This is a genomic window from Brevibacterium gallinarum (assembly GCF_014836885.1).
GTDB classification, from domain to species: Bacteria; Actinomycetota; Actinomycetes; order Actinomycetales; family Brevibacteriaceae; genus Brevibacterium; species Brevibacterium gallinarum.
The window spans coordinates 1-25,289 of the sequence record NZ_JACSPY010000015.1 but is presented as its reverse complement, the minus strand read 5'-3'; the positions used below and the strand labels follow the sequence as shown (position 1 = coordinate 25,289).

27 protein-coding genes are annotated in these 25,289 nt (G+C 68.7%); 12 read left to right on the top strand and 15 right to left on the bottom strand.

The features are described from left to right. The first annotated feature begins 67 nt into the window (after positions 1–67). Positions 68–2,206 (top strand): RecQ family ATP-dependent DNA helicase, encoded by a 2,139-nt coding sequence (locus tag H9634_RS12275; RefSeq protein WP_191726970.1) that lies wholly within the window; start codon positions 68–70, stop codon positions 2,204–2,206. Here H9634_RS12275 and H9634_RS12270 read toward each other — a convergent pair. From H9634_RS12270 to H9634_RS12235, 8 genes are all read right to left on the bottom strand, one after another. Next, positions 2,203–3,483 (bottom strand): MFS transporter, encoded by a 1,281-nt coding sequence (locus H9634_RS12270; RefSeq protein ID WP_191726968.1) that lies wholly within the window; start codon positions 3,481–3,483, stop codon positions 2,203–2,205. The two genes, H9634_RS12275 and H9634_RS12270, sit on opposite strands and share 4 nt — an antisense overlap. A 4-nt stretch (positions 3,484–3,487) precedes the next feature. Next, positions 3,488–4,459 carry a serine/threonine dehydratase gene (locus tag H9634_RS12265; RefSeq protein WP_191726966.1) on the bottom strand — a complete coding sequence of 324 codons (972 nt, stop codon included), beginning with the start codon at positions 4,457–4,459 and terminating at the stop codon, positions 3,488–3,490. A 32-nt stretch (positions 4,460–4,491) separates the two neighbouring features. After that, positions 4,492–5,298: a VOC family protein gene (locus tag H9634_RS12260; RefSeq protein WP_191726964.1), complete on the bottom strand. Its 807-nt coding sequence runs from the start codon at positions 5,296–5,298 to the stop codon at positions 4,492–4,494. Between the two features lie 95 nt (positions 5,299–5,393). Further along, positions 5,394–6,212, bottom strand: a complete 819-nt coding sequence (locus H9634_RS12255) for a DedA family protein (protein WP_191726963.1) — start codon at positions 6,210–6,212, stop codon at positions 5,394–5,396. A 146-nt stretch (positions 6,213–6,358) separates the two neighbouring features. After that, on the bottom strand, positions 6,359–6,859 hold the full coding sequence (gene mscL, locus H9634_RS12250; RefSeq protein WP_175294256.1) for a large conductance mechanosensitive channel protein MscL: 501 nt from the start codon (positions 6,857–6,859) through the stop codon (positions 6,359–6,361). Positions 6,860–7,056: 197 nt separating this feature from the next. Then, positions 7,057–7,770 (bottom strand): SAF domain-containing protein, encoded by a 714-nt coding sequence (locus H9634_RS12245; protein WP_175293942.1) that lies wholly within the window; start codon positions 7,768–7,770, stop codon positions 7,057–7,059. 147 nt (positions 7,771–7,917) lie between these two features. Next, entirely contained in the window at positions 7,918–8,298 is a 381-nt protein-coding gene (locus H9634_RS12240) for an FmdB family zinc ribbon protein (protein ID WP_191726961.1), read from the bottom strand. A gap of 44 nt (positions 8,299–8,342) precedes the next feature. Further along, a complete protein-coding gene (locus H9634_RS12235; RefSeq protein ID WP_318245105.1) occupies positions 8,343–8,978 on the bottom strand; it encodes a 5-formyltetrahydrofolate cyclo-ligase in 636 nt (211 codons plus the stop codon). Positions 8,979–9,008: 30 nt separating this feature from the next. Here H9634_RS12235 and galU point away from each other — a divergent pair, with 30 nt between their 5' ends. The 4 genes from galU (at position 9,009) to H9634_RS12215 (ending at position 13,138) form a co-directional block, all read left to right on the top strand. Beyond that, positions 9,009–9,914, top strand: coding sequence for a UTP--glucose-1-phosphate uridylyltransferase GalU (gene galU, locus H9634_RS12230; protein ID WP_191726959.1), 906 nt, complete (start codon positions 9,009–9,011; stop codon positions 9,912–9,914). Positions 9,915–9,922: 8 nt separating this feature from the next. Continuing rightward, positions 9,923–10,552 (top strand): molybdopterin-binding domain-containing protein, encoded by a 630-nt coding sequence (locus H9634_RS12225; protein WP_191726957.1) that lies wholly within the window; start codon positions 9,923–9,925, stop codon positions 10,550–10,552. Next, the gene (locus H9634_RS12220) at positions 10,549–11,157 is read left to right on the top strand and encodes a GNAT family N-acetyltransferase (protein WP_191726955.1); all 609 of its coding nucleotides are present in this window, start codon (positions 10,549–10,551) and stop codon (positions 11,155–11,157) included. Before H9634_RS12225 ends, H9634_RS12220 begins: the two co-directional genes overlap by 4 nt. Before the next feature lie 67 nt (positions 11,158–11,224). Next, a complete protein-coding gene (locus tag H9634_RS12215) occupies positions 11,225–13,138 on the top strand; it encodes a serine/threonine-protein kinase (protein ID WP_191726953.1) in 1,914 nt (637 codons plus the stop codon). A gap of 348 nt (positions 13,139–13,486) precedes the next feature. Here H9634_RS12215 and H9634_RS12210 read toward each other — a convergent pair whose 3' ends face one another. Both H9634_RS12210 and H9634_RS12205 read right to left on the bottom strand, forming a co-directional pair. Then, positions 13,487–14,944 (bottom strand): NAD-dependent succinate-semialdehyde dehydrogenase, encoded by a 1,458-nt coding sequence (locus H9634_RS12210; RefSeq protein ID WP_191726952.1) that lies wholly within the window; start codon positions 14,942–14,944, stop codon positions 13,487–13,489. Between the two features lie 150 nt (positions 14,945–15,094). After that, positions 15,095–15,409 (bottom strand): GNAT family N-acetyltransferase, encoded by a 315-nt coding sequence (locus H9634_RS12205; protein ID WP_191726950.1) that lies wholly within the window; start codon positions 15,407–15,409, stop codon positions 15,095–15,097. Positions 15,410–15,579: 170 nt separating this feature from the next. On the opposite strand from H9634_RS12205, the gene H9634_RS12200 reads away from it, so the two are divergent. Next, the gene (locus tag H9634_RS12200) at positions 15,580–16,527 is read left to right on the top strand and encodes an ornithine cyclodeaminase family protein (RefSeq protein ID WP_191726948.1); all 948 of its coding nucleotides are present in this window, start codon (positions 15,580–15,582) and stop codon (positions 16,525–16,527) included. After that, positions 16,524–17,072, top strand: a complete 549-nt coding sequence (locus H9634_RS12195; RefSeq protein ID WP_191726947.1) for a GNAT family N-acetyltransferase — start codon at positions 16,524–16,526, stop codon at positions 17,070–17,072. The genes H9634_RS12200 and H9634_RS12195 overlap by 4 nt, the downstream gene beginning before the upstream one ends. A gap of 6 nt (positions 17,073–17,078) precedes the next feature. On the opposite strand, the gene H9634_RS14780 is transcribed toward H9634_RS12195, so the two are convergent. Beyond that, the gene (locus H9634_RS14780) at positions 17,079–17,210 is read right to left on the bottom strand and encodes a hypothetical protein (protein WP_263598811.1); all 132 of its coding nucleotides are present in this window, start codon (positions 17,208–17,210) and stop codon (positions 17,079–17,081) included. 386 nt (positions 17,211–17,596) lie between these two features. On the opposite strand from H9634_RS14780, the gene H9634_RS12190 reads away from it, so the two are divergent. Next, positions 17,597–18,175 carry a type IV toxin-antitoxin system AbiEi family antitoxin domain-containing protein gene (locus H9634_RS12190; RefSeq protein ID WP_191726945.1) on the top strand — a complete coding sequence of 193 codons (579 nt, stop codon included), beginning with the start codon at positions 17,597–17,599 and terminating at the stop codon, positions 18,173–18,175. Further along, a complete protein-coding gene (locus H9634_RS12185) occupies positions 18,172–19,179 on the top strand; it encodes a nucleotidyl transferase AbiEii/AbiGii toxin family protein (RefSeq protein ID WP_191726943.1) in 1,008 nt (335 codons plus the stop codon). The genes H9634_RS12190 and H9634_RS12185 overlap by 4 nt, the downstream gene beginning before the upstream one ends. A 138-nt stretch (positions 19,180–19,317) precedes the next feature. On the opposite strand, the gene H9634_RS12180 is transcribed toward H9634_RS12185, so the two are convergent. Then, the gene (locus H9634_RS12180; RefSeq protein WP_191726942.1) at positions 19,318–20,355 is read right to left on the bottom strand and encodes a DMT family transporter; all 1,038 of its coding nucleotides are present in this window, start codon (positions 20,353–20,355) and stop codon (positions 19,318–19,320) included. 80 nt (positions 20,356–20,435) lie between these two features. Here H9634_RS12180 and H9634_RS12175 point away from each other — a divergent pair, with 80 nt between their 5' ends. Together H9634_RS12175 and H9634_RS12170 are read left to right on the top strand one after the other, a co-directional pair. Further along, entirely contained in the window at positions 20,436–20,876 is a 441-nt protein-coding gene (locus H9634_RS12175) for an Lrp/AsnC family transcriptional regulator (protein ID WP_191726940.1), read from the top strand. Between the two features lie 151 nt (positions 20,877–21,027). Then, complete coding sequence (locus H9634_RS12170) at positions 21,028–22,431, top strand: MFS transporter (RefSeq protein WP_191726938.1); 1,404 nt, start codon at positions 21,028–21,030, stop codon at positions 22,429–22,431. A gap of 67 nt (positions 22,432–22,498) precedes the next feature. Here H9634_RS12170 and H9634_RS12165 read toward each other — a convergent pair whose 3' ends face one another. Continuing rightward, positions 22,499–23,620, bottom strand: a complete 1,122-nt coding sequence (locus H9634_RS12165) for a YeiH family protein (protein WP_191726936.1) — start codon at positions 23,618–23,620, stop codon at positions 22,499–22,501. A gap of 103 nt (positions 23,621–23,723) precedes the next feature. Here H9634_RS12165 and H9634_RS12160 point away from each other — a divergent pair, with 103 nt between their 5' ends. Beyond that, positions 23,724–24,653: a LysR substrate-binding domain-containing protein gene (locus tag H9634_RS12160; protein WP_191726934.1), complete on the top strand. Its 930-nt coding sequence runs from the start codon at positions 23,724–23,726 to the stop codon at positions 24,651–24,653. Between the two features lie 65 nt (positions 24,654–24,718). Here the strand turns inward: H9634_RS12160 and H9634_RS12155 are convergent, their stop codons facing one another. Further along, entirely contained in the window at positions 24,719–24,982 is a 264-nt protein-coding gene (locus tag H9634_RS12155) for a hypothetical protein (protein ID WP_191726933.1), read from the bottom strand. After that, the coding region (locus tag H9634_RS14615; RefSeq protein WP_225210910.1) for a hypothetical protein at positions 24,979–25,289 on the bottom strand (311 nt) is incomplete at its 5' end. The genes H9634_RS14615 and H9634_RS12155, both read right to left, overlap by 4 nt.

The following is a 25,289-nucleotide window of genomic DNA, read 5'->3' as shown; positions in this document are numbered from 1 at the left end:
GGGACATCGTTCCTGGTCACACGGTGAGGTGCCGGCGACGTCCGTGGGTGTGCCTAGACTCGGGAACATGAGCACTGACGCATCTGCACCCCAGCCAGCCCCCGCCTCGGCGGCGGCCCCCGACCCGCAGCTGCACGCGGCCGCCCTGGAAGTGCTGCGCGAGCTCACCGGCCGGGCTGACGCGCAGTTCCATCCCGGCCAGTTCGAGGCGATCGCAGCGCTGGTCGCCCAGCACCGGCGCGCACTCGTCGTCCAGCGCACCGGCTGGGGCAAATCAGCCGTCTACTTCGTCGCCGCGACCCTGCTGCGCCGGGCCGGCCGCGGGCCCTCACTCATCATCTCCCCGCTGCTGGCGCTCATGCGCGACCAGGTCGCAGCCGCCGAACGCGCCGGCGTGCGCGCGGTGACGATGAATTCGTCCAACGCCGAGGCGTGGGACCAGGTGCGCACCGACCTGGCCGCCGGTGCCGTCGACGTGCTGCTCATCTCTCCCGAACGGCTGGCCAACCCGTCCTTCCGCTCCGAGGTGCTGCCGGGGCTCATGGCTGATCTCGGGATGATCGTCATCGACGAAGCCCACTGCATCTCCGACTGGGGGCACGACTTCCGGCCCGACTACCGGCGCATCGGGTCGATCCTCGCTGAGCTGCCCGAGTCGATTCCGGTGCTGGCGACAACCGCGACAGCGAACTCGCGGGTCGTCGACGATGTCGCCGAGCAGCTCGGCCACGATGCGCTCGTCATCCGCGGTCAGCTCGCCCGCGACTCCCTGCGCCTGGGCGTGATGGAGAAGTCCGAACCGGCTCGCCGGCTCGCCTGGCTGTGCGAGCACCTGGGCGAGTTCAGCGGCTCGGGCATCATCTACACGCTCACCGTCGCCGCCGCCCAGGATGCTGCGCGGGCGCTCACGCAGGCCGGCTGGAATGTCGCCGCCTACACCGGCGCCGCCGATGCCGATGAGCGGGCCGGCATGGAGGCTGCGCTCAAAGCCAATGAGGTCAAGGCGCTTGTGGCGACCTCGGCGCTGGGGATGGGCTTCGACAAACCGGATCTGGGGTTCGTCATCCACTTCGGCGCCCCGTCCTCACCAGTGGCGTACTACCAGCAGGTCGGCCGTGCCGGGCGCGCAACCGAGTCAGCTGATGTGCTGCTCATGCCCGGGCCGGAGGACGAACGGATCTGGGAGTACTTCGCCACCGCATCGATGCCCGATGAGCAGACCGCCGCCGCGGTGCTGGCCAGCCTCAGCGCCGAGGAGCCGATGTCGATTCCGGCGCTTGAGACCGTCGTGGGGGAGAAGCGGGCGAGGCTCGAGCTGCTGCTCAAGATCCTGCAGGTCGACGGGGCCGTCGACCGAGTGCGCGGCGGATTCGTCACCACCGGGGCCGGCTGGACCTACGACGCCCAGCGCTACGCCGCAGTCGCGGCCACACGCACCCGTGAGGCCGATGCGATGCGGGAGTACGAGCGCACGCAGATGTGCCGGATGCGCTATCTCACCGGCCAGCTCGACGACGACACGACCGGTGACTGCGGCCGCTGCGACAACTGCGCCGGCCCGTGGTTCTCCACCGAGGTCAGCGACTCCGGTCTGCAGTCTGCCGGCAGCCAGCTGGCAGGCGTCGGACTGCCGGTCGCCCCGCGCGCCCAATGGCCGACCGGCCTCGACCGCCTCGGCATCGAACTGCGCGGCAAGATCGCCCCGGCGCAGCGGCCGGCCGAAGGACGGGTCATCGCCCGGCTCACCGACCTGGGAATCGGCCAGCGCCTGGCCGAGACCTTCAGCACCGGGCAGGCAGACGCTCCGGTGCCCGAGGCGATCGGCCAGGCTGCGGTGACGGTGCTTACCGACTGGGACTGGCAGTCCCGGCCCGAGGTGGTGATCTCGGTGCCGAACACGCTGCGGCCGGTCTTCACCCGCTCCCTGGCAGCCGGGCTCGCCACGGTCGGCCAGATGCAGGACATCGGTGAGTTCGAGCTGCTGCGCGACCCCGGCTCCCCTGACGTCAACTCCGCGTTCCGGGTCAGGAACCTCGCCGGGGCGTTCCGGCTGGCAGACGAGCAGGCCGCTGCCGTGAACGGGAAGACGGTGCTGCTCGTCGATGCGCTCATCGTCTCCCGCTGGACGATGACGGTCCTCGCCCGCCAACTGCTGCAGGCAGGCGCAGCCGCCGTGCTGCCGTTCGCGGCTGCCCAGCAGGCCTAGCGGACGCGGTAGCGCATGAAGCTCGGTGCGGCTGCCGCAGCGATGAGCACGCCGATGATGACGAGAACGCCGCCACCGGCGGTCGCCCAGGTGGTGCCGATGCCGGTGGCGACGTAGCCGTGCAGCACATCAGCGATGCGCGGGCCGCCGGCGACCACGACGATGAAGACGCCCTGCAGCCGTCCGCGGACCGCGTCATCGGCGGCCTGCTGCAGGATCGTCATGCGGAAGGCGGCCGAGACGACATCGGCGACACCGCCGATGGCCAGGAATACGACGGCGCCGATGAGGGCGAGCATCCACCAGTTCCCGGCCGCTGGCAGGACCAGCCCGAACCCGGTCATCGCCGCACCCCACACGAGGATGCAGATGACGACCGCCCGGCCCTGCCGGTTGACGCGTGAGACCCAGCCGGAGAAGATCCCGCCGAGCAGCGCACCGAAGGGGATCGCGGCGGAGAGCAGCGCGAAGACGAACCCGCCGGAGCTGGGCCCGTCGAACGTCTCGTGGGCGATCTGCGGGAACAGCGCCCTGGGCATCCCGAAGACCATCGCGATGATGTCGACGACGAAGCTCATGAGCAGCACCGGGGCGGTGATGAGATAGGCGAAGCCGTCGACGACGCTGCGCACTCCCGCACGGCGCCTGCTCGCGCCTGCCGCCTCGCCTGCGCGCTGCGGCGGCAGGGACGGCAGCCGCCAGATCGCCCACACGGACACGAGCAGCGCTACGGCATCGAAGAGGTAGAGGAAGGAGAAGCCGATGACCGGGATGAGCATCCCGCCGACCAGCGGGCCGACGACTGCGCCGAAGGTCATGAGCGTCATGTTGAGCGCATTGGCTGCCGGCAGTTGGTCACCGGGCAGGATTGCCGGCAGGATCGCGCTGCGGGCCGGCTGATTGAGCGCGAAGAACATCTGCTGGAGCGCATAGACGCTCAGCAGCAGCCACACATTCGTCGACCCGAGAGCCGAGAGCAGGAAGAGCCCGAAGCTGGCCGCCACCAGGCCGCAGCCGGAGCCGAGCATGAGGATCCGCCGGTCCATGACATCGGCCAGGGCACCGCCGTAGAGGCCGAATATCACCAGCGGGATGAGCCCGAACAGTCCAGCCAAGCCGACATAGCTCGACTGCCCGGTCAGGGCATACAGCTGGGCGGGGATGGCGACGATCGTGACCTGTGCACCGATGACGGTGACGATGTTCGCCGACCACAGCCGCCGGAACGTCGGTGTGCGCAGCGGCCGGGTATCGGCCAGCAGATCCTTGAGAGCCACTGCCTCAGTCTAGGGGCAGGTCAGACGGGTCTGCGTTCGCACCGCAGACGACGACGGTGACCTGCTCACCTGGTGCCGGCTGGTAGGCGCCCGAGAGCAGCGCGGCCAGTGCCGCGGCCCCACCGGGTTCGGCTGCGATGCGGGTCTGGCGCCACAGCCACGTGCGGGCCTCACGGATCGCAGCATCGGAGACAAGCACCGGCTGCAGCGCGTTGCGGCAGGCGATAGCGAAGCAGATCTCACCGATCGTGCTCGCCCCGAGCGAATCGGCAGCCACCCCGCTGGGAGTGATCGGTGTGCGCTCGCCGTTCCTAAGCGCCGTGTGCAGGGCAGCGCAGGTCTCCGGTTCGACCGGCACGACGTGTGCGGCGGAGCCGAACCAGGCGGAGATCCCGCCGACGAGACCACCGCCGCCGGTGGCCACGAGCACCGTCGGGACCTTCGCCTCGGCTGCGGTGCTGTGCTGCTCACCGGTGCGGCTGCGCAGCTGTGCGTCGAGTTCCGCACCGAGGGTGCCCTGGCCGGTGACGGTGGCCGGGGAGTCGTAGGCGTGCAGGGCCAGTGCGCCGGGCTGCGCGGCGGCCTCCTGGCTGGCGGCGAACGCATCAGCGTAGACATCACCGGTGATGGTGACCTCAGCGCCCATCGCCTCAAGCCGGGAGACCTTCGCCTGAGGGGCGGTTGAGGGGACGAAGATGCGTGCCGGGATGCCGAGCTGGGAGGCGACATGCGCGACGGCCAGACCATGATTGCCGCCGGAGGCGGCCACCAGGGTCTTCGGCGGCTCAGCGGCGGTGAGCGCACCGGTGAAGGCACCGCGGGGCTTGAAGCTGCCGGTGTGCTGGAAGAGCTCGAGTTTGAGTGTTGCCGGCGTGCCGTGGGGCAGGGTGATGTCGAGCAGCGGGGTGCGGCGGATGCGGCTGCTGATGAGCGAATGCGCGGCGGTGATCTCGTCGCGCGTGGGAACGATCGACATGCCGGCCAGTCTAGCGGCGGCAGGCCGGTCGCTCAGCCCATCTGCGGTGGCCGGTTGAGCTGGAAGGTCGCCCCCTCCGGGTCCGTCACCGTCGCCAGCCGGCCGAAGGGGGTGTCCATCGGGCCGTCGAGCACCTGCCCGCCGGCAGCCGTGAGCCGCTCGGCGGTGCTGTCGACGTCGTCGGTGGTGAAGTACACGCGCCACATCGACTTCTCGAACCACTCGGCGGCATCGCACAGCCCGGCGGTGGCCTGCTCGTCCGGGTGATTCGTGCAGTATGCGGCAGGGGAGGACTCCCCGAAGGGGGTCGGCTGCCAGCCGAGCACCGTGGCGTAGAACGACAGCGCGTCGTGGTAGCGGGCGCTCATGAGCTCGAACCACACCGGCAGCCCGGCCGTGACCGGGGTGCCGGCGCCGGAGGCCCCGCCGGCGAGGTGCTCGAAGCCGGCGAAGTCTGCCGGCTGCCACAGGCCGAAGACGGCCCCGTCGGGGTCGGCGAGCACGGCCATCGAACCGAGCTCACCGACCGGCATCGGCTCGACGATGACGGTGCCGCCGGACTGTCCGGCGGTGCGGGCGGCAGTGTCGATGTCGTCGGTGTGGAAGTAGATCGTCCAGCTTGTCGGCATCTGCGCATCGGGCGTGCCGTCGGGTGCCATCGCCTGCATGAAGCCGGCGACCGGGTGGCCTTCTGCGTTGGAGGCGATGGTGTAGTGGCCGAAGTCCGGACCCTGGTCGCTGAACGTCCAGCCGAACAGGTCGGAGTAGATCTCGCGCATCGCCGCGGGGTTCTGATGGGTGTGGTCGATCCAGATGGGCCGGCCGGTTGAGGTGGTCATAGCAGTCTCCTCATGGGTGCGCTGGCCGGCGGGAGCTGGCCGCGCCCGTTCAAGTTACTGCCGGGGGCTCACCGGCGAAAGGAGATCGGCCGGACTCAGCGCTGATTCTCAGCTGTGGAGTCCTCCGTGTCACCGGCTGCTTTGGCGCGCTTGGATTCGGTGCGCACGCTCTTGGCCGTCGACCACACGACGATGCCGACGATGATCGCCAGGGAGATCCACATGGCGTAGCGGTCGATGACCTGGATGACGTCGACGGCGGCCTGCCCGAGGCTGTAGCCCAGCGCGGTCCAGACCGCGGTCATGACTGCGGCTCCGGAGATCTGGGCGGTGAGGAACAGCGGCAGCGACATCCGGGAGTATCCGGCGACCAGCCACACGATGGTGCCGGGGATGCCGGGGACTCGGGAGATGAAGACGAAGATGAACAGCAGCCAGGCCGGCAGGTTCTTCAGCTGCCGGAAGCGCCTGCGCTGGCGTTCGGACTGGGCGAAGAGGTTGACCGCGCCGTCACCCCAGCGGCGGCCGGCCAGCCAGAACATCCAGTCGAACTTCGCCATGCCGACCAGGCCTGCGATGAACACGAGGGTCAGCGGCAGTTCGCCGATCCCGGCATAGGCGCCGGCGCCGACGATCGCGGACTTCGCGCCGGTGAGGAACTCCAGCAGCACCGGATGGCTGGCGATGAGCTGCGGGCGGAAGGGCAGCAGCGCGAGGTAGAACAGCGGCACACCGAACACGCCGACGAGCAGGAGCTTGTCGACGATCGTGGCCTCGCCCTCCCACGGGGCGAGGTCCTTGAACGACTGCGGCTGGGCTGGGGGTGCCGCAGCGCGGTTCTGCGGGTCCGCAGTCGGTGCCTCGGTCTCGGGCTCACGGCGGTGGTGGGGGAGCGGGTGCTGCTCGTCGGTCATGGCGTCAAGAGTAGCCGGGCGCACCCGACGATGACAGCCGGGCATCTCAGCGGCTGGTGGGGACATGCGAGGGGCCGGGAGGATCACCGCGATCCTCCCGGCCCCTGCGGCCTGTTCACACGCTGAGGCGCGTGCTGGGCGGCATGTCAGTGGCGCGGGTCTCCCTCGCCTGCGGAGTTCGGCATGTCCTGGGCACCACCGGGCACACCGGGGGTGCCGGAGGCGCCTTCGACGAAGCGCTGGTCGGGCACGACGTTCTGCTGTCCCTGGGCGATGAGGTCGCGGATCTCGGCGAGCAGCTCCTCGCTCGACGGCGGGACTTCGTCTTCCGGGGCGCCGCGCTTGCGTAGCTCGTTGATCTTGTTCATCGGCATGATGATGACGAAGTACACCACAGCAGCGACGATGAGGAAGTTGATGCAGGCGGTGATGACCGCACCGATGTCGACTTTCGTCGCCTCCACACCGTCACGCAGGTAGAACGACAGGGCCGGGGACTCCGGCGAACCGATGGCGGCGATGAGCGGGTTGATGATCTTGTCGGAGATCGCGGTGACGATGGCCGTGAAGGCACCGCCGATGATGACTGCGGTGGCCAGTTCGATGACGTTGCCGCGCAGAATGAAGTCTCTGAAGCCCTTGAGCATAGTCATGTCCTTTCCAGACCTGGCAGCCTGCGCGTACGCACGCGCTCACCGGCTGCCCTGTGTACGTTCCGATCATAGCCGGTGAGCTCATATGAGCCGCGGATTGCAGGCCTGTCATCAGCACAGAGTCGTGACCAGCGGGTCAGCTGAGCACGGCCGTATCAGGTGAGCACGGCCGGGTCAGTTGCACGGCCGGGTCAGTTGAGCACGGCGAAGCTCAGTGCGCTGCCGGCGATATCGGCCAGCGCGGCCGCCTCATCGGAGTGCACCCGCAGCACCACGACCGTCGAACGGTCAAGCGGGGAGCTGCCGGCGTCTGCCTGCTGGATCGACTCGACGACCGCGTCCTCGACGACCGCTGGGCCGCGCCGCAGCCCGGTCAGCGGGTCCCCGTCGTCCCCGGCAGGGTCGCTGCCGGTGCCGGCGGCGAATACCCGCACATGGTGCCCGGGGCGCAGCACCTGTGCTGCTGCGCCGTCGCCGACCTCCACCGGCAGGGCGACCATGCCCTCGGGCAGCGGCTCAGCACGCGGGGTCAGGAGTGCGTGCTCGGTCAGCACAGCCCCGGCCGCCACCTCGGATGTCGCCGTCGCCCCGACGACGGCGGCGGTCTCGGTCAGCGCACCGGCGGGCACGAGGTCCGGTGGGAAGCGCACGAGGGACACGTCGGCTGCCGTGAGTTCGGTGCCGGCGCTGATCTGGCTGCTGGCCACGAGCACGTGCGTCCCGCCGGTGCGCGGGATGATCAGCCACACCGCCAGCATCGTCGCCACCGCCAGTGCGGCCGCCCCGAGGATCCGGCGGCGCCTCAGAGCTGTGCGGGCGTGCACCGCCGCCGAGGCGGTACTCGCTTGAGGTTCGCGGGAGCTGGCTGGCTGCCGGGTGAGGCGGGTGAGAAGCGAGAGGACCATGCGCTGAGTCTGACCGGCGCGCACACCCCGGCAGGCAGCTCAGCGCAGGCTGTGGACAGCGAACTGTCTGCCATCCACAACCGCATCAGGGGATGTCAGCCGCGCTGACCAGTGCAGATGCCCAGGCAGCCAGGACCCGGCCGGTGGTCATGACGCGGAGGTCGCTGCCGTCTTCGACGAGGCGGTGCTGCTCGATGCACCGGCTGAGGCTGTGCTGGCCACACTGTTGGAGGACGAAGCTGAGGAATCCGCAGACGAGGCTGAGGAGTCGGCAGACGAAGCTGAGGAAGATCCGGAATCGCCACCGGCCGAGCCCGCCGAGCCGCTGCTGGCCGACCCGCTGCCGGCAGTCGCGCCGTGGTCGTTGCGGTAGAAGCCCGAGCCCTTGAAGCTCACGCCGATCGAGCCGAAGACCTTCCGCAGTCGTCCCCGGCACTGCGGGCATTCGGTGAGCGCATCATCGGTGAACGCCTGATGGATGTCGAAGGCGTTGGAGCACTCGGTGCAGCGGTAGGCGTAGGTGGGCACAGCAGACCTCTCTCACGGGCGGAAATCCGTAGAGAAGTATAGCCCTACTCGCATGCGCCCGCGCCGGCGCCTCCGGTCACCGGGTGCAGGCCGGTTTCGGTCGCGATCGCCGAGACCGCAAGATCCCACTCCTCACGCCTGACCTCTGACAGCACTTCGTCTGCGTAGCAGACGCCGATGACGTCCACCGCCGCCGAGGCCGCGGGCACCTGTCCCTGCGGGCCGAAGGTCCGGTCGTAGAACCCGGCCCCGTTGCCCAGCCGGGCGCCATCCGGGCTGAAGGCCAATCCCGGCACGAACACGACGCCCACCGGCGGGTGATCGGCGGTGCCGGCCACCGCCTCGGGCGCGGTGAGCACCGGCTCGGGTTCGCGGATCTGCCACCTGCCCACCCGGGGCAGGCGTTCCATCGCAGTGTCCAGCCGGCCGAAGCGCAGCGGCTGCCCCGGGGTGGTGACCGGCAGGTAGACCGTCCGGCCGCGGACACGCAGGTCGTCCAGGAGTGCATCGAGGTTCGGCTCGCCGGCCAGGGCGGCGTAGGCGAGGATCGCACCTTCGCTGGGCACGCAGCCGGCCAGCACCTCGGCGAAGGCTGCCGCGGCCCCGTCACGGGTGCGGCGACCAGCGCGGATGCGGGTGCGCAGCGCGGCTCTGGCGGCCGCGTTCGAGGTGTCGGTCACTGCCCTCACTCCTATGCGTACACTGAGGATATGACTGAGAATAGCAACGCAGCTGTGAGCAAGGCCGTCATCCCCGTGGCCGGGCTGGGCACCCGCTTCCTGCCGGCGACGAAGGCCACCCCGAAGGAGATGCTGCCGGTTGTCGACAAGCCGGCCATCCAGTACGTCGTCGAAGAGGCCGTGCATGCCGGTCTCAACGACATTCTCATGATCACCGGGCGCAACAAGCGCCCGCTGGAGGACCACTTCGACCGCGTCGACGGCCTCGAGCGGGCCCTGGAGAAGAAGGGCGATGCCAAGAAGCTCGCCGCCGTCCAGCACTCCTCGGAGCTCGCCGACATCCACTACGTCCGCCAGGGCGATCCGCTCGGCCTCGGCCACGCAGTGCTCAAGAGCGAACGGCACGTCGGCAACGAGCCCTTCGCCGTGCTGCTCGGCGATGACCTCATCGACGAATCGAACCCGATCCTCGAATCGATGATCGCCGTCCAGCAGGCCACCGGCGGCAGCGTCGTCGCACTCATGGAGGTCCCGCACGAGGACGTCGGGCTCTACGGCTGCGCGGCCGTCGAAGACGTCGACATCGACGGTGCGGTGCGCATCACCGGCCTGGTCGAGAAGCCCGACCCGTCCGAGGCGCCGAGCAACCTGGCGATCATCGGCCGCTACGTGCTGGCCCCGGAGATCTTCCCCGTCCTGCACAACACCGCACCCGGACGCGGCAACGAGATCCAGCTGACCGATGCGCTGCAGACCCTGGCCGCCGACCCGGACTCCCACGGCGTCTTCGGCGTCGTGTTCTCCGGCGACCGCTACGACACCGGCGACAAGATCAGCTATCTCAAGGCCGTCATCACGCTCGCCGGGCGCCGCGACGACCTCGGGGACGAACTCAACGGCTGGCTGCGCGAATACGTCGCCGGCCTCGACAGCTGAGTGACGTGATGACCGGACTGTTCGGCAGCTCTGCCGGCGGGTCCCAGGCCGCCGAGACCTACGGCGCGCTCGTCATTGCCGCAGGCCGGTCCCGCCCGCTGGCGGGCCGGAAGCTGACGGCCGCTGCCGAGGCGGCGGAGACGATGCTCGACGAGTACGGTTTCGACGTCGAGACGGCCGCCGCCGAGGTGGGCGAAGCGCTGCATGAGCGCCTCGCCGGCCTCGCTGTCACCGATGCGCAGATCCGGCTCGTCGTCATCGTCGGCCGGCTCGGGGTCGGCTGCGGCCATGATCTCGCTGCTGACGTCGGTGAGGCACTCGACTATTCGGTGCCGGGGCTGGCCCAGTCGATCCGCCGCGCCCAGCTCGACGCCGGGTACTCCCGGTCGGTGTTCGAGTCCCCGGCCTGCGGCTGGATCGGCGGCACCCTCGTGCTCACCCTGCCCGATGACGTCACCGGCGTGCAGGCGGCCATCCAGGAGGTCGGGGCGATCATCCTCGATGTGCTCGACGAGCTGAGTGAGGACGCCGAGGAGGCCGGCGGCGATGACACCGGTGCTGGTGCTGTCGTCCACGACCTGCGCCCGAAGGTCGTCCCGCTCAACCGCGGCCCCGACGACGACCCGCAGCATCCGTGAGCTCCTACTGGCCGGTTGAGCTGCGCGAGGGCGAGCTGCTGCTGCGCCCGCTGACCCGCCGCGACGCCAAGGACTACGCCGAGGTGCGCGCCCGCAACCGCGCCTGGCTGAGCCCGTGGGAGGCGACCGACCCGCGCGGCGGGGAGCCGGCGGACTTCCACCATCTGCGCCGGCTGCTGAACCGGCAGGCGAAGACCGGCCGGCTGCTGCCCTTCGTCATCGACATCGGCGGCCGGCTGCGCGGCCAGCTCACGGTCTCCGGGTTCCAGTGGAGCTCGCTCATGAGCGCCCAGCTCGGCTACTGGATCGACGAGCAGTTCGCCGGCCGCGGCCACACGCCGACCGCTGTTGCGCTGGCCACCGACTACTGTTTCACCACGCTCGGGCTGCACCGGATGGAGATCAACATCCGCCCGGAGAACACCGCCAGCCTGCGCGTCGTCGAGAAGCTCGGCTTCCGCTATGAGGGACGCCGCGAACGCTATATGCACATCGACGGCGCCTGGGCTGACCACCTGAGCTTCGCGCTGCTGCGCGAAGACGTCCCCTTCGGACTGCTCGACTACTGGCAGCGCACCCGCGCGGAGAACCGGCCGGGCACCTGAGGGGCAGTTTCTCGACACACCCGCCGTGATCCGATCGTGACAGTCGCTGCGGCCATACAGTTGTGGTGTGGAGGCAAGCATCACGGTACTCATCGCACTCGTCGTGCTCTTCGCGTTCACGTTGCCGGCAATCCTGCGGCGAACGGATCGCGCAGTGGCACAGCGCGAGCTCAGCGAGGTGCCCGAAACCGCTGAGATCTGCCAGCTCCCGGCCGCCGAACCGTGCACTGAGGAGCCGGCCCGCCCTGAGCTCTTCACCGCCTCCACCCCCGCCTCCCGCTACGCCCCGCCGCCGGGTGTCGAGGTCGTGACCGAACCTGCGCAGCTGAGCCTGCGCCGCCCCGCCCCGGCGCTGTCCGTCATCGACGGCGGAGCCGAGGACACCGCCGCCGAAGCCGTTACCGCAGAGGCCGAGGCCGCCGACGCCGAGACCGCAGAGGCCGAGTACATCGAGCTGCCGCTGGCTGCCGGCCAGACCCTTGCACTGACACAGCTGCACACCGCCGCGCAGACGACGACGCTGCGCGACCGCCGCCCCGACAACCACCTGGATGCGATGATGACGAACACACCCGACGCCGGATCTTCCCCGACGCACCGCAGCCGCCCGGCTGCCATGCCGGCTCACCTGCGTCGTCACCTCGACACTGCCCGCACGCAGACCGCCACCGGTGCACGCCGGCCCGCCGGCCCCGGTGCGGGAGCCGCCCGCCCCGGTGTGGGAGCCGCGCGCCCCGGTGCGGGGACCGGCAGCCACCGCCCCCGAGGCGGTGCACCGCAGGCAGGCACCGGGCACCCGGCCCGCCGGCCGGCTTCCACGATCGACGGGCAGACAGCGGAGAAGATCGCCGGCATCCGCTCGATCATCCCGATGGTCTCCGTAGTGTTCCTCGGCATGCTCGCCGCCACCCTCGTCACCGCCGTGCTCGCCGCCTTCAGCGTCGTGCCGTGGGCGGTGCCCCTGCTGACGGCACTCATCGCAGCCGGCTCCGTCGTGCTCGTCGGCTCACTCAACAAGCGTGTGCGCACGCTGCGCCGTGAGGCAGTCGCACCGGCCGCACACACTGCACGCAGCTACGAACCTGCACGCGGCACGGAACGCCGGGCCGCGCAACCGGCCCAGCAGCGCCGCACCGCTGAGGTCGTCTCCGCGCGCCGCGCCCACGCCGCCGAGGTACTCGACAGCTCCGAGCCCAGCCAGCCCGCCTCGGTGCCGGCCAGCTCACAGGCCCGCCGCTTCCCGCGCCACATCCTCGACATCGACGAGACCCCGGCTGCCGAGACGACGACCGCAGACGACACCGCCGGCGAGGCCGCAACGGCTGCAGCCCCGACGCCAGCACCAGCTCCAGCACCAGCCGAGGCCGCCGAAACCGAGGCGCCGGCTGACACATCGGTCGAGGGCCAGGCTGCCGAGGCCGTGCAGGACGATGAGGACTCGAACACCGAGCACGACACGACCGTCATCGTCTCCCGCACCACTGAGGCCGCCCTGTCGCTGAGCTTCGGGCCGAAGCCGGCGAAGGACAAGGACAGCGCCGCGGCCGGCGAGACCGCCGAAACCGAGGCCGCCGAGTCTGAGGCCGAGGTTGAGGCCGAAGCCGCTTCCGAGGACGAGCCCGCAGCGACCGTGGGCACCGATCCCTTCGCCCAGCGTCTGCAGGCCACCGGCTGGAAGCCCAGCCCGCTGCCGAAGCCGACCTACGTCGATGCCCCGGTCGTCGAACGCGATCAGCCTGAGCCGGTCGTTGCCGATGCCACCTCGTTCACCCTCGAACCACAGTCGAAGGAATCCCTGGCGGAGATGTTCGCTGCCGAGCTCGGCTACCGGCCCGAGCTCCAGGATGCTGCCCGCGACGAGGACGCTGAGTCCGGTCCGCTGTCCCACGGCCGCACCGCGATCCGCTTCAAGGCCACCGGCACCGACTCGGGTGCCGGGGTCGCGAGCATCGACGACGTGCTCGCCCGCCGCCGCGCCTGAACCACGCTCGGTCTGAAATCTTCGGTCTGGAATCGGTGCGCCGCGCCCTGCGTGCGTCATTGCGCGTGGTTCACTGGCCGCTGTGAGGTTACTTTGACACGTGGCTCGTGCGCGACTAGCGTAAAAACTAATAGTCCCCCGCTGCCTCTCACCGTATCGGTGATGCACCCTGCGGGGGTCCTCTTTTGTCAGGACTTATTACGTGATCGTTCCTCCTTTCCTCACGCTGCATCGTGATACCGCGTAGGCATGACCGTCCGACACAGCTCAAATTACAAGAAGAGGGCCCCGAACCGACCGGTTCGGGGCCCTCAGCGTTGTGCCGGCTGGCATCAGCCAGCTCGCATATCAGCTGCGCGGGGTCGTGACGTACTTGACCTCGAGGAACTCGTCGATGCCGACCTGTCCGCCCTCACGGCCGAGACCGGAGTGCTTGACACCGCCGAACGGCGCACCCGGGTTCGACACGAGACCGGTGTTGAGGCCGATCATGCCGCACTCGAGCTGCTCGGAGAGCTCCATGCCGCGGGCGAGGTTCTCGGTGAAGAGGTAGCCGGAGAGACCGAAGTCGGTCTCGTTGGCCATCTCGATGGCCTCTTCGTCGGTCTCGAAGGTGAAGATCGGGGCGACGGGCCCGAAGATCTCCTCCTTGCGGATGTCGGAGTCCTCCGAGACGTTCGTCAGCACGGTCGGCTCGTAGAAGTAGCCGGGACCGTCGACCTTGCTGCCGCCGGTGAGGACCTTCGCGCCCTTCTCGACGGCGTCGTCGACGAGGCTGGCGACCTTGTCGCGGGCCTTCTCCTCGACGAGCGGGCCGATCTTGTTGTTCTCATCCAGGCCGTTGCCGATCGTCATCTTGCCCATCTCATCGGCCAGCCGCTGAGCGAACTCATCAGCCAGCGAGGTGTGGACGAAGAAGCGGTTGGCAGCGGTGCAGGCCTCGCCGATGTTGCGCATCTTGGCCAGCAGTGCGCCTTCGACGGCCTTGTCGAGGTCCGCGTCCTCGCACACGACGAACGGGGCGTTGCCGCCGAGCTCCATCGAAGACTTCATGACGTTCTGCGCGGCCTGCTCCAGCAGCCCGACACCGACCTCGGTCGAACCGGTGAAGGTGACCTTGCGGGCGATGTTCGACTCCATCCACGGGGTCACGACCCGGCGGGCGGAGTTCGAGGTGACGACGTTGAGCACACCGGCGGGCAGGCCGGCGTCCTTGAGCGCCTCAACCAGCATCAGCGAGGTGAGCGGGGTGAGCTTCGCGGGCTTGAACACCATCGTGCAGCCGGCCGCGATCGCCGGGCCGATCTTGCGGGTGCCCATCGCCAGCGGGAAGTTCCACGGGGTCACGAGCACCGACGGGCCGACCGGCTCGCGGGAGACCATGATGCGGTTCTTGCCATCAGTGGACTGCATGAAGTTGCCGGAGACGCGCACGGCCTCCTCGGCGAACCAGCGGAAGAACTCAGCACCGTAGGCGACCTCGCCGCGGGCCTCGGCGACGCCCTTGCCCATCTCGGCGGTCATCACCGTGGCGATGTCCTCCTGGCGCTCGATGAGCAGCTCATAGGCCCTGCGCAGGATCTCGCCGCGCTCACGCGGGGGCACGGCAGCCCATTCGGCCTGCTTCTCACCGGCGACGCGGATCGCCTCCTCGGCATCGGCTGCCGAACCGTCGGCGACAGTCGCGATGACCTCACCGGTGGCCGGGTTCTCCACGTCGATGGTCTTGCCGCCTTCGGCCTCGCGCCATTCGCCGTTGATGAAGAGACCGGTGTTGACCTTGTCCAGAATGGGCTGGATGTCCATGTTCGCCTCCTTGAGAAACGAGAGTTCGTATGAAACTGCGGGGTTCCGCTGCCAGTCTAGACCGCGGCCGCACATTGTGAAGCCGGGCTGAGCGCACATGAGACACCGCAGCGCTGACCGGCGATAGAGCCGGTCAGCTGGGGTGGGGAATCAGGCCAGGTGGTCCTGCCACTGCGGGTGCTTGCCGACGTAGCGTTCGACATACGAGCACGTCGGGCGGATCCGGAAGCCGGCATCGACGGTGTCGGTGAGTGCATAGTCGACGAGCGCGCCGGCCAGCCCGCGGCCGCCCCACGCAGGGGAGACGACGGTGTGGTCGAAGTCGCGGATGCCCCCGGCACCGGCCTCACCGGACTGGTGGTAGTCGGCGAACCCGATCTGCTCGCCGTCATGGCTGATGGTGTACCGGCTGGCCTCGGCATCGTGGGCCAGGGTGAAGGTCTCGGAGTCGACGGTGATGTCCATGTGCGTCCTTTCATCGGCCTGCCGGCGGCCGGCTGGGAGTCCCGACCGCCTCGGAAACGGCAGTGTCCTCACCTCACGACTCTACTCCCGTCATGCGAGCGGCCCGGACGCGGGGCGATCCGCCCGCTAGGCTGGTGGGAGACCGCGGCAGGCCCAACCCGGGAGGACCCATGAAGATCATCGACGGTGATACGATTCTCGCCCACATGGATTACGGACAGGCGATCGAGGCGCTGCGCAATGCGCTGGCCGGAGACTTCGATCCTGCGAACGATTCGGCCCGGGTGTCGGCTGAGCTCAGCCGCGGCGAGTTCCTCTTCATGCCCGCCGAACTCGGCCGCTACTGCGGGTTCAAGGCCCTCACCGTCACCCCGGACAACCCCGATGACGGGCATCCGCGCATCCAGGGCAGCTACCTGCTGCTCGACTCCTACAACCACACCACCCTGGCCTACCTCGACGGGATCGCCATCACGAACATCCGCACCCCGGCCGTCTCACTGGCTGGAGTCAAGGACGCCATCGAGGAGCGGTTCCCCGACGGTGTGCGCCTGGCGCTCTACGGAGTCGGCCCGCAGGCTCTGCCGCACGTCGACGCCACCGCGGCGGTCACACAGATCCACGACGTCAAGGTCGGCGTCAAGAGCCTGGAACGCGCCGGTGAGGTGCTGGCCGGCCTCGCCGACCGCGGGCTGAGCGGCTCCCCGATCCTCTCCGGCAGCGAAGGCGCCGAGCAGGCGCTGGCCGACTGCGACCTCATCATCACCGCGACATCGTCCTCCGAGCCGCTGTTCAATGCCGCCAGCATCCGCAAGGACGCGATCGTCGTGGCGATCGGCTCCCATTCCCCGGACAGCCGTGAGCTGCCGGCTGAGCTGCTCGGCCGCGGCACCGTTATCGTCGAAGCCAAGCACACCGCCGAAGCCGAATGCGGCGACCTCGTGCTGGCGATCGCGGAGAACGAACTGACCATCGATGACGTCGTGACCTTCCGCGATGTTGTGGGCAAGGGCACCGCGATCCTCGACCCGGACAAGCCGGTGGTGTTCAAGACCTCGGGCATGTCGTGGGAGGACCTGGCGATCGCCTCAGCCGTGTACGAGGCGCTCGAACGGTGACGACACCGGCAGGAGAGGCCTTCGCCCCCGTGCAGGTGGGTGAGGCCGATATCCCCGACTGGGTCGCGCTCATCGAGTCCGCCTACCGCGGCGATGCCTCCAGGGCAGGGTGGACGACCGAGGCCGATCTGCTCGACGGGCAGCGCCTCGATGCGCAGCTGGCCGCCGAGACCCTGGCCGAACCGGGTACCGTCGTGTTCCTCGTCCGCGCAGCCGACAGCACACCGCTGGCGACCGTGCAGCTCGTCGAGCGCGATGACGCCTGCGCCTACCTCGGAATGTTCGCCGTCGCCCCGGCCGCGCAGGGCACCGGCACCGGGTCGAAGCTCATGGCCTGGGCCGAGGCGTGGGTTGAGGAGAACTGGCACACCACCCGGATCCGGATGAGCGTCATCCGGCAGCGCAGCGAACTCATCGCCTACTACGAGCGCCGCGGTTACTCAGCCACTGGTGAGACCGAGCCGTTCCCGTACGGCGATGAGCGCTTCGGCATCCCCAAACGCGAAGACCTGGAGTTCGCGATCCTGGAGAAGCGGCTCGGCTGAGGGGCCTCAACCGATCGCGACGCGTTCGCGGTTCCGGCGCATCGGCAGGCTGCGGGCGGCGAGCGTGTGGATGATGATGCCGGCGATGAGTGCGGCCAGGGCCAGCCATGCGGCAGCCGGCATCGGCTCGCCGAGCACGATCGTGCCCTGAGGGTGACGACGATGAGCTGGACGAGCATGACGATCGCCGCCACCGGCGCGGCGATGCGTGTGACTCCGGTGAAGAACAGCGGATAGGCAACGAGGAACGTCAGCGTCGTCGTCCCGAATACCGAGGTGCCGCCGGTCGACAGACGCTTCGACGAAATCGTCATGAGTGCGTGTGCGGCAGCGGCAGTGACGGCCAGGCACACGCCGATGACCCACACCTCGGAGGCGGTCGCCCCGTTCGTCAGCCCGACGACACAGGCCATGGTGACCAGCGGCGGGACCATCGTCAGCCAGCCGGCGACGTGATGCGCACATGCTTTGTCCGCCTAACCCTGTACAGGTACACTTGATGTGTCAAGAGTTAGGAGGCTCGGATGCCAACACGCGAACTTGGGCCAGCCTTCACGCTCGGGGACGCTCGCGCGGCGGGTTTCACCAAGGATCAGGTGTACTCCTTGCTCGATCGCGACGAGATCGAACGGGTGGGGCGGGGAGTCTATGTGTGTCCCGACGTCCTTGAGCCTGCGCTCACCGTGCTTGCTGCGGCAACCGCGCTTCGTCACGACGCGACGCTATGTCTGACGAGCGCTCTTGTGCACCACGAGCTCAGCGACGCGATCCCGTTCGGTTCCGACATAGCGCTGCCGCGCGGAACTCACCAGCCCGCCGGCCTCTCGAATGTGAGCTGGCATAGCTTCGACCCGGCTACTTTCGCGATCGGACGTGAATATGCCGACGCGGGAGGAGGAGCCAGGGTTGCGATCTACTCCGCAGAGCGGACCATCGTTGACGCTTTTCGGCTCATGCACCAAGAAGGCAGCGACGTTGCGTATGAGTCGCTTCGACGCTGGCTGCGGCAGCGAGGCAACACGCCAGCAGGTCTGCTGAAGGTTGCGGGCTCGTTCCCGAAGGCGCTCCCTCGGATCCGTCACGCTTTGGAGGTGCTCCTGTGACTCCGCCAACGCCCTCCAGAGATACCCCAGCGGGGCGCGCGTACAACGACCTCCGTAACCTCGCCAGGCGGCAGAACCGTGACCCAGCGGAGTACATCACCCTGTACGCGCTGGAAGGCTTCTTAGCCCGACTTGCCTCGTCCGAATCTGCCACAGACTTCGTCCTTAAAGGTGGCGTGCTCATGGCGGCCTTTGCTGATCGGCGACCAACCAGGGATATCGACTTCGCGGCGCGAGGGTTCACCAACGATATCCCCGAGGTAGAAAGACGTGTCATGAGCATCCTTGCCGTTCGCCGCGATGACGGGCTCGAGTTCGATCTCGATTCCGTCAACGGAGAGCGAATCCGTGATGAAGCCGACTACAACGGTGTGCGAGTCAAAGTGACCGCACAGTTGGCGACCGCGCAGGTTGCGCTGCATATCGACGTGAACTTCGGGGACCCCATCTGGCCTGCACCCGCAGAGGCGGTCCTGCCGCTCCTATTGGGCGGCACGCTGCATCTCCTGGGATACCCGGACCACATGGTTCTCGCAGAGAAGATCGTCACCGCCCTCGAAAGAGGAGAGCAGAACACCCGTTGGCGAGACTTCACGGACATCGCCGCCATTGCCCGCTCCCGAGTCGTCTCAGGTGCGGACCTACAGGAAGCAATCGGTGTTGTCGCCCGCTACCGGCAGGTTGAGCTGGAACCGCTTGGTCCGCTGCTGTCTCAGATGCCAGCATTCGCACAGCGCAAGTGGCAAGTCTGGCGAAAGAAGCAGAGGATCGAGCAGTCGACCCCAGTGAGATTCGAAGACCTGCTCGCAACATGTTTGGACTTCGTCGAGCCGGTCCTCGCAGGCAATACAGACCGATTGCATTGGAACTTTTCTTCTCAAGCCTGGGAAGAACCAACTTCGGCAAGTGTTGAGCGTGCACTGAATAGTTCGTCGAGCCTCATTGAAGGGGAGAAGACCAGTGAACGAACGGGTACGGACTCGGCCGAGAATGGCTATAGATGACAGCGTGTGCAGCGCGAGGGCCAGCGGATCATGCGGCGCTTGATTCGAGCGGCTGCCCGTTCCGATCTGCCTCCCGGCTTTGACCGTGACCGGTGCGCTGAACTGCGTGTCGCCTCTATCGCCAGCCCGTAGTCGACTTCAGCTCATCGCGACACGTTCGCGGTTCCGGCGCATCGGCAGGCTGCGGGCGGCGAGCGTGTGGATGATGATGCCGGCGATGAGTGCGGCCAGGGCCAGCCATGCGGCAGCCGGCATCGGCTCGCCGAGCACGATCGTGCCCATGAGGGTCGCGACGATGAGCTGGACGAGCATGACGATCGCCGCCACCGGCGCGGCGATGCGCTTGACTCCGGTGAAGAACAGCGGATAGGCAACCACCGAGGCGAAAACGGCCAGCACAGCCAGGCAGCCGATGACCGCCCACGGCCGGTCCGTATGGCCGAGGAATCCGTTGGCTGCTGCGAACGGGGCGAGGGCGACCGAGGCGATGAGGAAGGTCAGCGTCGTCGTCCCGAACACCGAGGTGCCGCCGGTCGACAGGCGTTTCGAGGAGATCGTCATGAGTGCGTGTGCTGCGGCGGCGGTGACGGCCAGGCATACGCCGATGACCGACACCTCGGCGGCGGTCGCTCCGTTCGTCAGCCCGACGACGCAGGCCATGGCGACCAGCGGCGGGATCATCGTGAGCCAGCCGGCGAGGTTGAGACGGGTGCGCAGCAGCGGCATCGACAGCACCGCCATCGCAACCGGGCTCACCGCCAGCGGCACGATCGTGCCGAGGCCGGCGCCGAGGGAGGCGACCGAGGCGTACATCAGCGACTGGGCGGCGGCGAGTGCTGAGCCGATGATGATGAGGGCGAAGCCGTGCCGGTGCATGATCGCCAGCAGACTCGGCTTCCCGCCGTGGCGCGCCGGTGAGAACACACGGCGGGCTTCGTAGGCAAGAGCGAGGATGATGCCGGCGGCAAGGAACCGCCAGAACGTCACGGTCGCAGCAGACATCGTCGAGACCGCGAAGATGAAGCCGGCAACACCGGCGCCGACTCCCCAGGTGGCAGCACCAGCGGCGACCGAGGCGACACCGGCCCAGTCGGTGCGCTCACCGGCAGGTGCGGCAGGCGAGACCGGCAGGCGGGAAGCAGGCGCGAGCGTGTGCTGTGCAGGGGAGTGGGCCATGAGGCTCATGGTAGGAGAAATCGGCTGGCACGCGATTGCTGCTGTTGCCCGCAAGCAGGGAATCTTGGCATGATTCACTCATGGATACCACTGATCGCGCCATCATCGACCACTTGGTTCTGGATGGGCGGCTGAACAACACCGAACTGGCCGACCGGGTCGGGCTCACCCCCTCACCGTGCCTGCGCCGGGTCCGCCGGCTGGAGGCCGAGGGCATCATCACCGGCTATCACGCCCGCATCGACCCGGCGGCGATCGACCGGGCGTGCGAGGTCATCGTCCACGTCGATATGGGCACGAAGACCAAGCAGATCGCCGAGACCTTCGAAGGCGAGCTCATCGACTGCGATGAGGTCATCGAGCTGCGCCGCATGTTCGGCAACCCCGACTACCTCGTGCGCATCGCCGTGAAGGACTTGGAGGCCGCCGAGCACTTCATCTCCCAGGTGCTCACCGCCATCGACGGTGTCGAACGGGTCAGCTCCCACATCACGATGAAGGTCCTCAAAGCCCCGCTGTGAGACCGAGCTGAGACCGGAGCTGACACGTCCCGCCCGGTGGGAGGGCCATATGCCAAGATGGAGGGCATCAGGCGGATCCGCTCAGCGCTGCGCGAATCCGCTGGAATCCCGGCGGCACCGCCTGCCGCCCAGCATCTGAAAGGTCGTGTGCATGCCGGTCTCGCCGCGGGTCCGCAGCCAGCTCAAGCTCATCGGAGCCCAGCTCTTCGCCGGCGCCGGCATCGCCTCCGGATACGCCGTCGGCGGGCTGCTGGCCGAGCAGATCACCGGGCGCACCGAGATGGCCGGGTTCGCGCAGATGGCCGTCATCCTCGGCGCCGGGCTCATCTCCTACCCGCTGGCCACCCTCGCCGGAGCGCGCGGGCGCCGCTTCGCACTCTCACTGGGCTTCGGCATCGGCGCTGCCGGCACGGTCGTCGTGCTCGCCGGCGTCATCATCGCCTGGCTGCCGCTGTTCCTGGCGGGCATGCTCATGTGCGGCTCAGCGACTGCTGCCGGTCTGCAGGCCCGCTACGCCGCCGTCGACCTCGCCGATCCGGCCCGCGCGGCCCGGGCGATGTCGCTGGTCGTGTGGGCCACGACCGTCGGCTCGGTGCTCGGGCCCAACTTCACTGCCCCTGGCGCCCGGCTCGGCGAGCAGCTCGGCCTCAACCCGCTGGCCGGGCCGTATGTCATCTCGATGGTCTGCTTCGCCCTTGCCGTCGCGTGTACGGCCCTGCTGCCCGGCCGCGTGGCCAGCCAGCTCCCGGCCGCTGCCGGAACGGCACCTGCCCCGGCAGCGGAGACCACCGCCTCGGGCCCGGAGGCCACCGACTCGGGCCCGGAGATCACCGCCTCGGGCAAGGGGGTAACCGCGCCCGAGGCGGGGGAGACCGCCGATGACCGGCGCCCGCCCGTCGGGGCGCGGCTGGGCCTGGTCGACGCGCTGCGGTTCGTCGCCGCCCGGCCGGTCCCGCTGTTCGCCATCATCACGATCGTCGCCGGGCAGATGATGATGACCAACGTCATGGTCATGACGCCGCTGCACATGGACCACCACGGCTTCCACCTGGGCGAGGTCGGGCTCGTCATCAGCATCCACATCGCCGGCATGTACGGGCTGTCTCCGCTGTTCGGGTGGATGGCCGACCGCTACGGCCCGTTCACCGTCATCATCACCGGCATCATCAGCTTCGTCATCACCATCATCCTCGGCGTCCTCGATGCGCTGCGCGAGGTGTCCTCGATGCCGCTGCTGACGACCGCACTGTTCCTGCTCGGGGTGTCGTGGTCGATGACGCTCATCGGCGGTTCGGCGCTGCTGAGCGCCAGCGTGCCCGCGCGGGCGAAGCTGACCCTGCAGGGCGCCTCGGATTCGGCGATGAACCTCGGCGGCGCGCTCATGGCCGCCACCGCCGGCACCGTGCTCGGCCTCGGCGGATTCCTGTGGATCAACCTCTCGGCCTCATTCGTGCTGCTGGCCACCGTGCTCATCGGCCTGCGCGCAGCACTGTACGCCCGCCGGGCCGCCCGCGCGGTGCGCGGACCGCGCCGGCCAGCCCTCACCCGCCGCTGAGCCGTAGGCTCGCCAGGCGCCAGTGAGGCCCCGGACATGCGCCCGGGGCCTCACCGCGTCAGCAGTCTCAGACGGCCAGCCAGATGCCGAGACCCGCAACACCGGCGACGATGAGCGTCGACAGGGTGGCCAGCAGCACCGGCATGAAGCCGAGCCTGATGAGCGACTTGATGTGCACGCCGGAGCCGAGGGCGAACATCGCCGCGGTCAGCGCGATCGTCTGGCCGATGCCGGCGGTGGTGACGGCCCAGTCGGGCAGCCAGCCGAGCGTGCGGATGATCGCCATGGCGAGGAAGCCGATGATGAACAGCGGCACCAGCGGCGGACGGGCGGCCTTGACCTCGGAGTCCGGGCCCGGGGTCAGGGACGAAGCCGAGGAGCGGCGCACCGAGATCGCAAGGATCGCCACGATCGGGGCGAGCATGAGCACACGGGCGAGCTTGACGACAACGGCGACCTTGAGCGCCTCGGGCCCGATGATCCCGCCGATCGCCACAACCTGGGCGACCTCATGGGTTGAGGCACCGGCCCACATGCCGGCGGTCTCCTCACCCAGGCCCAGCAGGCCGGCGAGGAGCGGGACGGCGGCGATCATGAGGGTGCCGAAGAGCACGACGAGGGCGATCGCTGCGGCGACGTCCTCCTTGCGGGCGCGCACCGTCGACTCGACGCCGGCGATCGCGGCGGCACCGCAGATCGAGAAGCCGCAGCCGATGAGCAGCGACAGATCCCGGCCCATGCCGAGCGCACGGCCGAGCCCGATCGTGCCGAGCATGCCGATGGCGACGACGGCGATGACGACGAGGATCAGCTTCCAGCCCAGCGACATGATGTCACCGAGCACCAGCTGCGCGCCGAGCAGGATGATGCCCAGACGCAGGACCTTCTTCGCGGAGAACTGCATGCCCGGGGCCCACGATCCCGGCAGCTCGCCCATCACGTTGCGCAGCACGATGCCGAGGATGATCGCGATGAGCAGCGCGGAGGCCAGCGGCACGAAGTGCGCGATCCCCATCGCCACCGGCGTGGCCGCAGCGCACACGGCAAGCCCGGGGAGGAACTTCCCGAGGCGGTGGTCGGTGAGCCTGCGGCCCGGCCCGTGCGGGGCGGCCGGGCTGGTCTGGGATGGGCGTGCCGGCGGGGCGGTGGCGCCAGCCCGGTGAGTCGTCGAGTCGCTGTGTTCTGCCATACCCTCAACTCTGGGGGAGCCGGCGAGCCGCCAGTAGACCCCAGTTCCGTCCCACCCTCATATGAACTTGATATGACCGGGCTTCGGGCGCACACTTGAGACCATGACCTCGCCCGATGCCGTGCACCCGCCAGCCGGCCGCCTGCCTGACCCGCAGGTGCTGGCCCTGCTCGTCGAACTCGACCGGCACACCACCTCGATCGGCCAGGCCGCCCGCGCTCTCAACCTCGCGCAGCCCAACGCCTCGCGGATGCTGCGCACCTTCGAACGCGAATCCGGCATCCCGCTGCTCAACCGCAGCCCGCGCGGCACCACGCTCACCCCGCAGGGGCAGGCACTGGCAGCCTGGGCCGCCGAGATCATGACCGGCTATGATCACCTGCTCTCCGGGATGGCCGCACTGCGCCGGGAGGTCGGCGCGCGCGTGCGGGTGAGTGCGTCGATGACGATCGCCGAGCATCTGCTGCCGCGCTGGCTCGAGCGCTTCCGCGCCGCCCACCCCAACGCCGATGTCGGCATGAGCATCGGCAATACGACAGCGGTGTGCGCCACGGTCCGCGAGGGCAGCTGCGACATCGGGCTGATCGAATCGGCTGAGGTGCCCGAGGACCTCACCGCGCGTCTCATCGGCACCGACGCGCTGGTCATCGTCGCCACACCCGCCATCGCGGCGCAGTGGGCCGGTCCCGAGGTCGTGTCCGCCACCGCACTGGCGGCGCGTCCGCTCGTGGTCCGGGAGGAGGGCTCAGGCACCCGCGGCGTCATCGACGCGGCACTGGCGGCGGCCGGGGGAGTGCAGGTGGCCGCGGCGTTTCCGTCGAACGCCGCAGTCAAGGTCGCCGCGCTCGCCGGGCTGGCACCAGCGGCGATCTCACGGCTGGCCGTCGAGTCCGAGCTGCGCACCGGCAGCCTCGTCGAGATTCCGGTGGCTGACGACGTCCGGCTCGACCGGCAACTGCACGCGCTGTGGGCGAAGGGTCACAGGCTGCGCGGGGCGGCTGCGGACTTCCTCGCGCTCATCCACGAGGAGTAGCAGCGTGCCTCGGCTCGAAATACTGGGCCACCCCGGCTCAACGTGGCTGCGGGGCGGCCTGCGTATCAGCTGGAGAGCAACCTATCCAGGATTCGGTTTCTAGATCCTCGATTGAATCCTTCAAAGTACGTGCTGTGTGTGACCTTGACCGTTTCGATCGAGTCAGACCCGACAAGGACGATATCGACTGAGCTCGAATCACGGTACTTGGCTTCGCGAACGGCATATTCTTCGACAGCGCGCTCGGCGTCATCGCCGAAGTCGAGTTGCTCAATGAGCTCGTCTTTGGCATGGTCAAAGACGAGCAAGAAATGCTTGATCCCGCTCATTCAGTCTCCTCTGTCGGTCCTAGAGCCGCATCTACCTGGATCCACAGGGTCTCGAACTCGGCGTTCAAATGCGCTGGCGGAGTCGTTCCGCCATCCTCATGAGCGTACAGCTCAGACAGAGCGCGGGCAAACCTCTGAATGACGTGGTCTCCTGAATCCTGTTTGAAGTTCTCCCCGACTTGTCCTGAGAACCCCTCTACCATCTGGGCCCACACGTGCATCCTTCTAGATGTAGTTCCCCGTGAGGTTGTGAACGCGGTCGGCTGGGGTGAGGCCTCCGATAGCGGTGTGGGCTCGATGCTGATTG

Excerpts from the sequence above, each read along its gene's own strand:
- H9634_RS12200 (WP_191726948.1), top strand. The coding sequence starts at position 15,580 with ATGAAGATCATCGACGGTGATACGATTCTCGCCCACATGGATTACGGA.
- H9634_RS12265 (WP_191726966.1), bottom strand. The coding sequence starts at position 4,459 with ATGTCGATCGTTCCCACGCGCGACGAGATCACCGCCGCGCATTCGCTC.
- H9634_RS12170 (WP_191726938.1), top strand. The coding sequence starts at position 21,028 with ATGCCGGTCTCGCCGCGGGTCCGCAGCCAGCTCAAGCTCATCGGAGCC.
- H9634_RS12210 (WP_191726952.1), bottom strand. The coding sequence starts at position 14,944 with ATGGACATCCAGCCCATTCTGGACAAGGTCAACACCGGTCTCTTCATC.
- H9634_RS12175 (WP_191726940.1), top strand. The coding sequence starts at position 20,436 with ATGGATACCACTGATCGCGCCATCATCGACCACTTGGTTCTGGATGGG.
- H9634_RS12205 (WP_191726950.1), bottom strand. The coding sequence starts at position 15,409 with ATGGACATCACCGTCGACTCCGAGACCTTCACCCTGGCCCACGATGCC.
- H9634_RS12190 (WP_191726945.1), top strand. The coding sequence starts at position 17,597 with ATGCCAACACGCGAACTTGGGCCAGCCTTCACGCTCGGGGACGCTCGC.
- H9634_RS12165 (WP_191726936.1), bottom strand. The coding sequence starts at position 23,620 with ATGGCAGAACACAGCGACTCGACGACTCACCGGGCTGGCGCCACCGCC.
- H9634_RS12155 (WP_191726933.1), bottom strand. The coding sequence starts at position 24,982 with ATGAGCGGGATCAAGCATTTCTTGCTCGTCTTTGACCATGCCAAAGAC.
- H9634_RS12255 (WP_191726963.1), bottom strand. The coding sequence starts at position 6,212 with ATGACCGACGAGCAGCACCCGCTCCCCCACCACCGCCGTGAGCCCGAG.
- H9634_RS12260 (WP_191726964.1), bottom strand. The coding sequence starts at position 5,298 with ATGACCACCTCAACCGGCCGGCCCATCTGGATCGACCACACCCATCAG.
- galU (WP_191726959.1), top strand. The coding sequence starts at position 9,009 with ATGACTGAGAATAGCAACGCAGCTGTGAGCAAGGCCGTCATCCCCGTG.
- H9634_RS12160 (WP_191726934.1), top strand. The coding sequence starts at position 23,724 with ATGACCTCGCCCGATGCCGTGCACCCGCCAGCCGGCCGCCTGCCTGAC.
- mscL (WP_175294256.1), bottom strand. The coding sequence starts at position 6,859 with ATGCTCAAGGGCTTCAGAGACTTCATTCTGCGCGGCAACGTCATCGAA.
- H9634_RS12180 (WP_191726942.1), bottom strand. The coding sequence starts at position 20,355 with ATGGCCCACTCCCCTGCACAGCACACGCTCGCGCCTGCTTCCCGCCTG.
- H9634_RS12245 (WP_175293942.1), bottom strand. The coding sequence starts at position 7,770 with ATGGTCCTCTCGCTTCTCACCCGCCTCACCCGGCAGCCAGCCAGCTCC.
- H9634_RS12225 (WP_191726957.1), top strand. The coding sequence starts at position 9,923 with ATGACCGGACTGTTCGGCAGCTCTGCCGGCGGGTCCCAGGCCGCCGAG.
- H9634_RS12275 (WP_191726970.1), top strand. The coding sequence starts at position 68 with ATGAGCACTGACGCATCTGCACCCCAGCCAGCCCCCGCCTCGGCGGCG.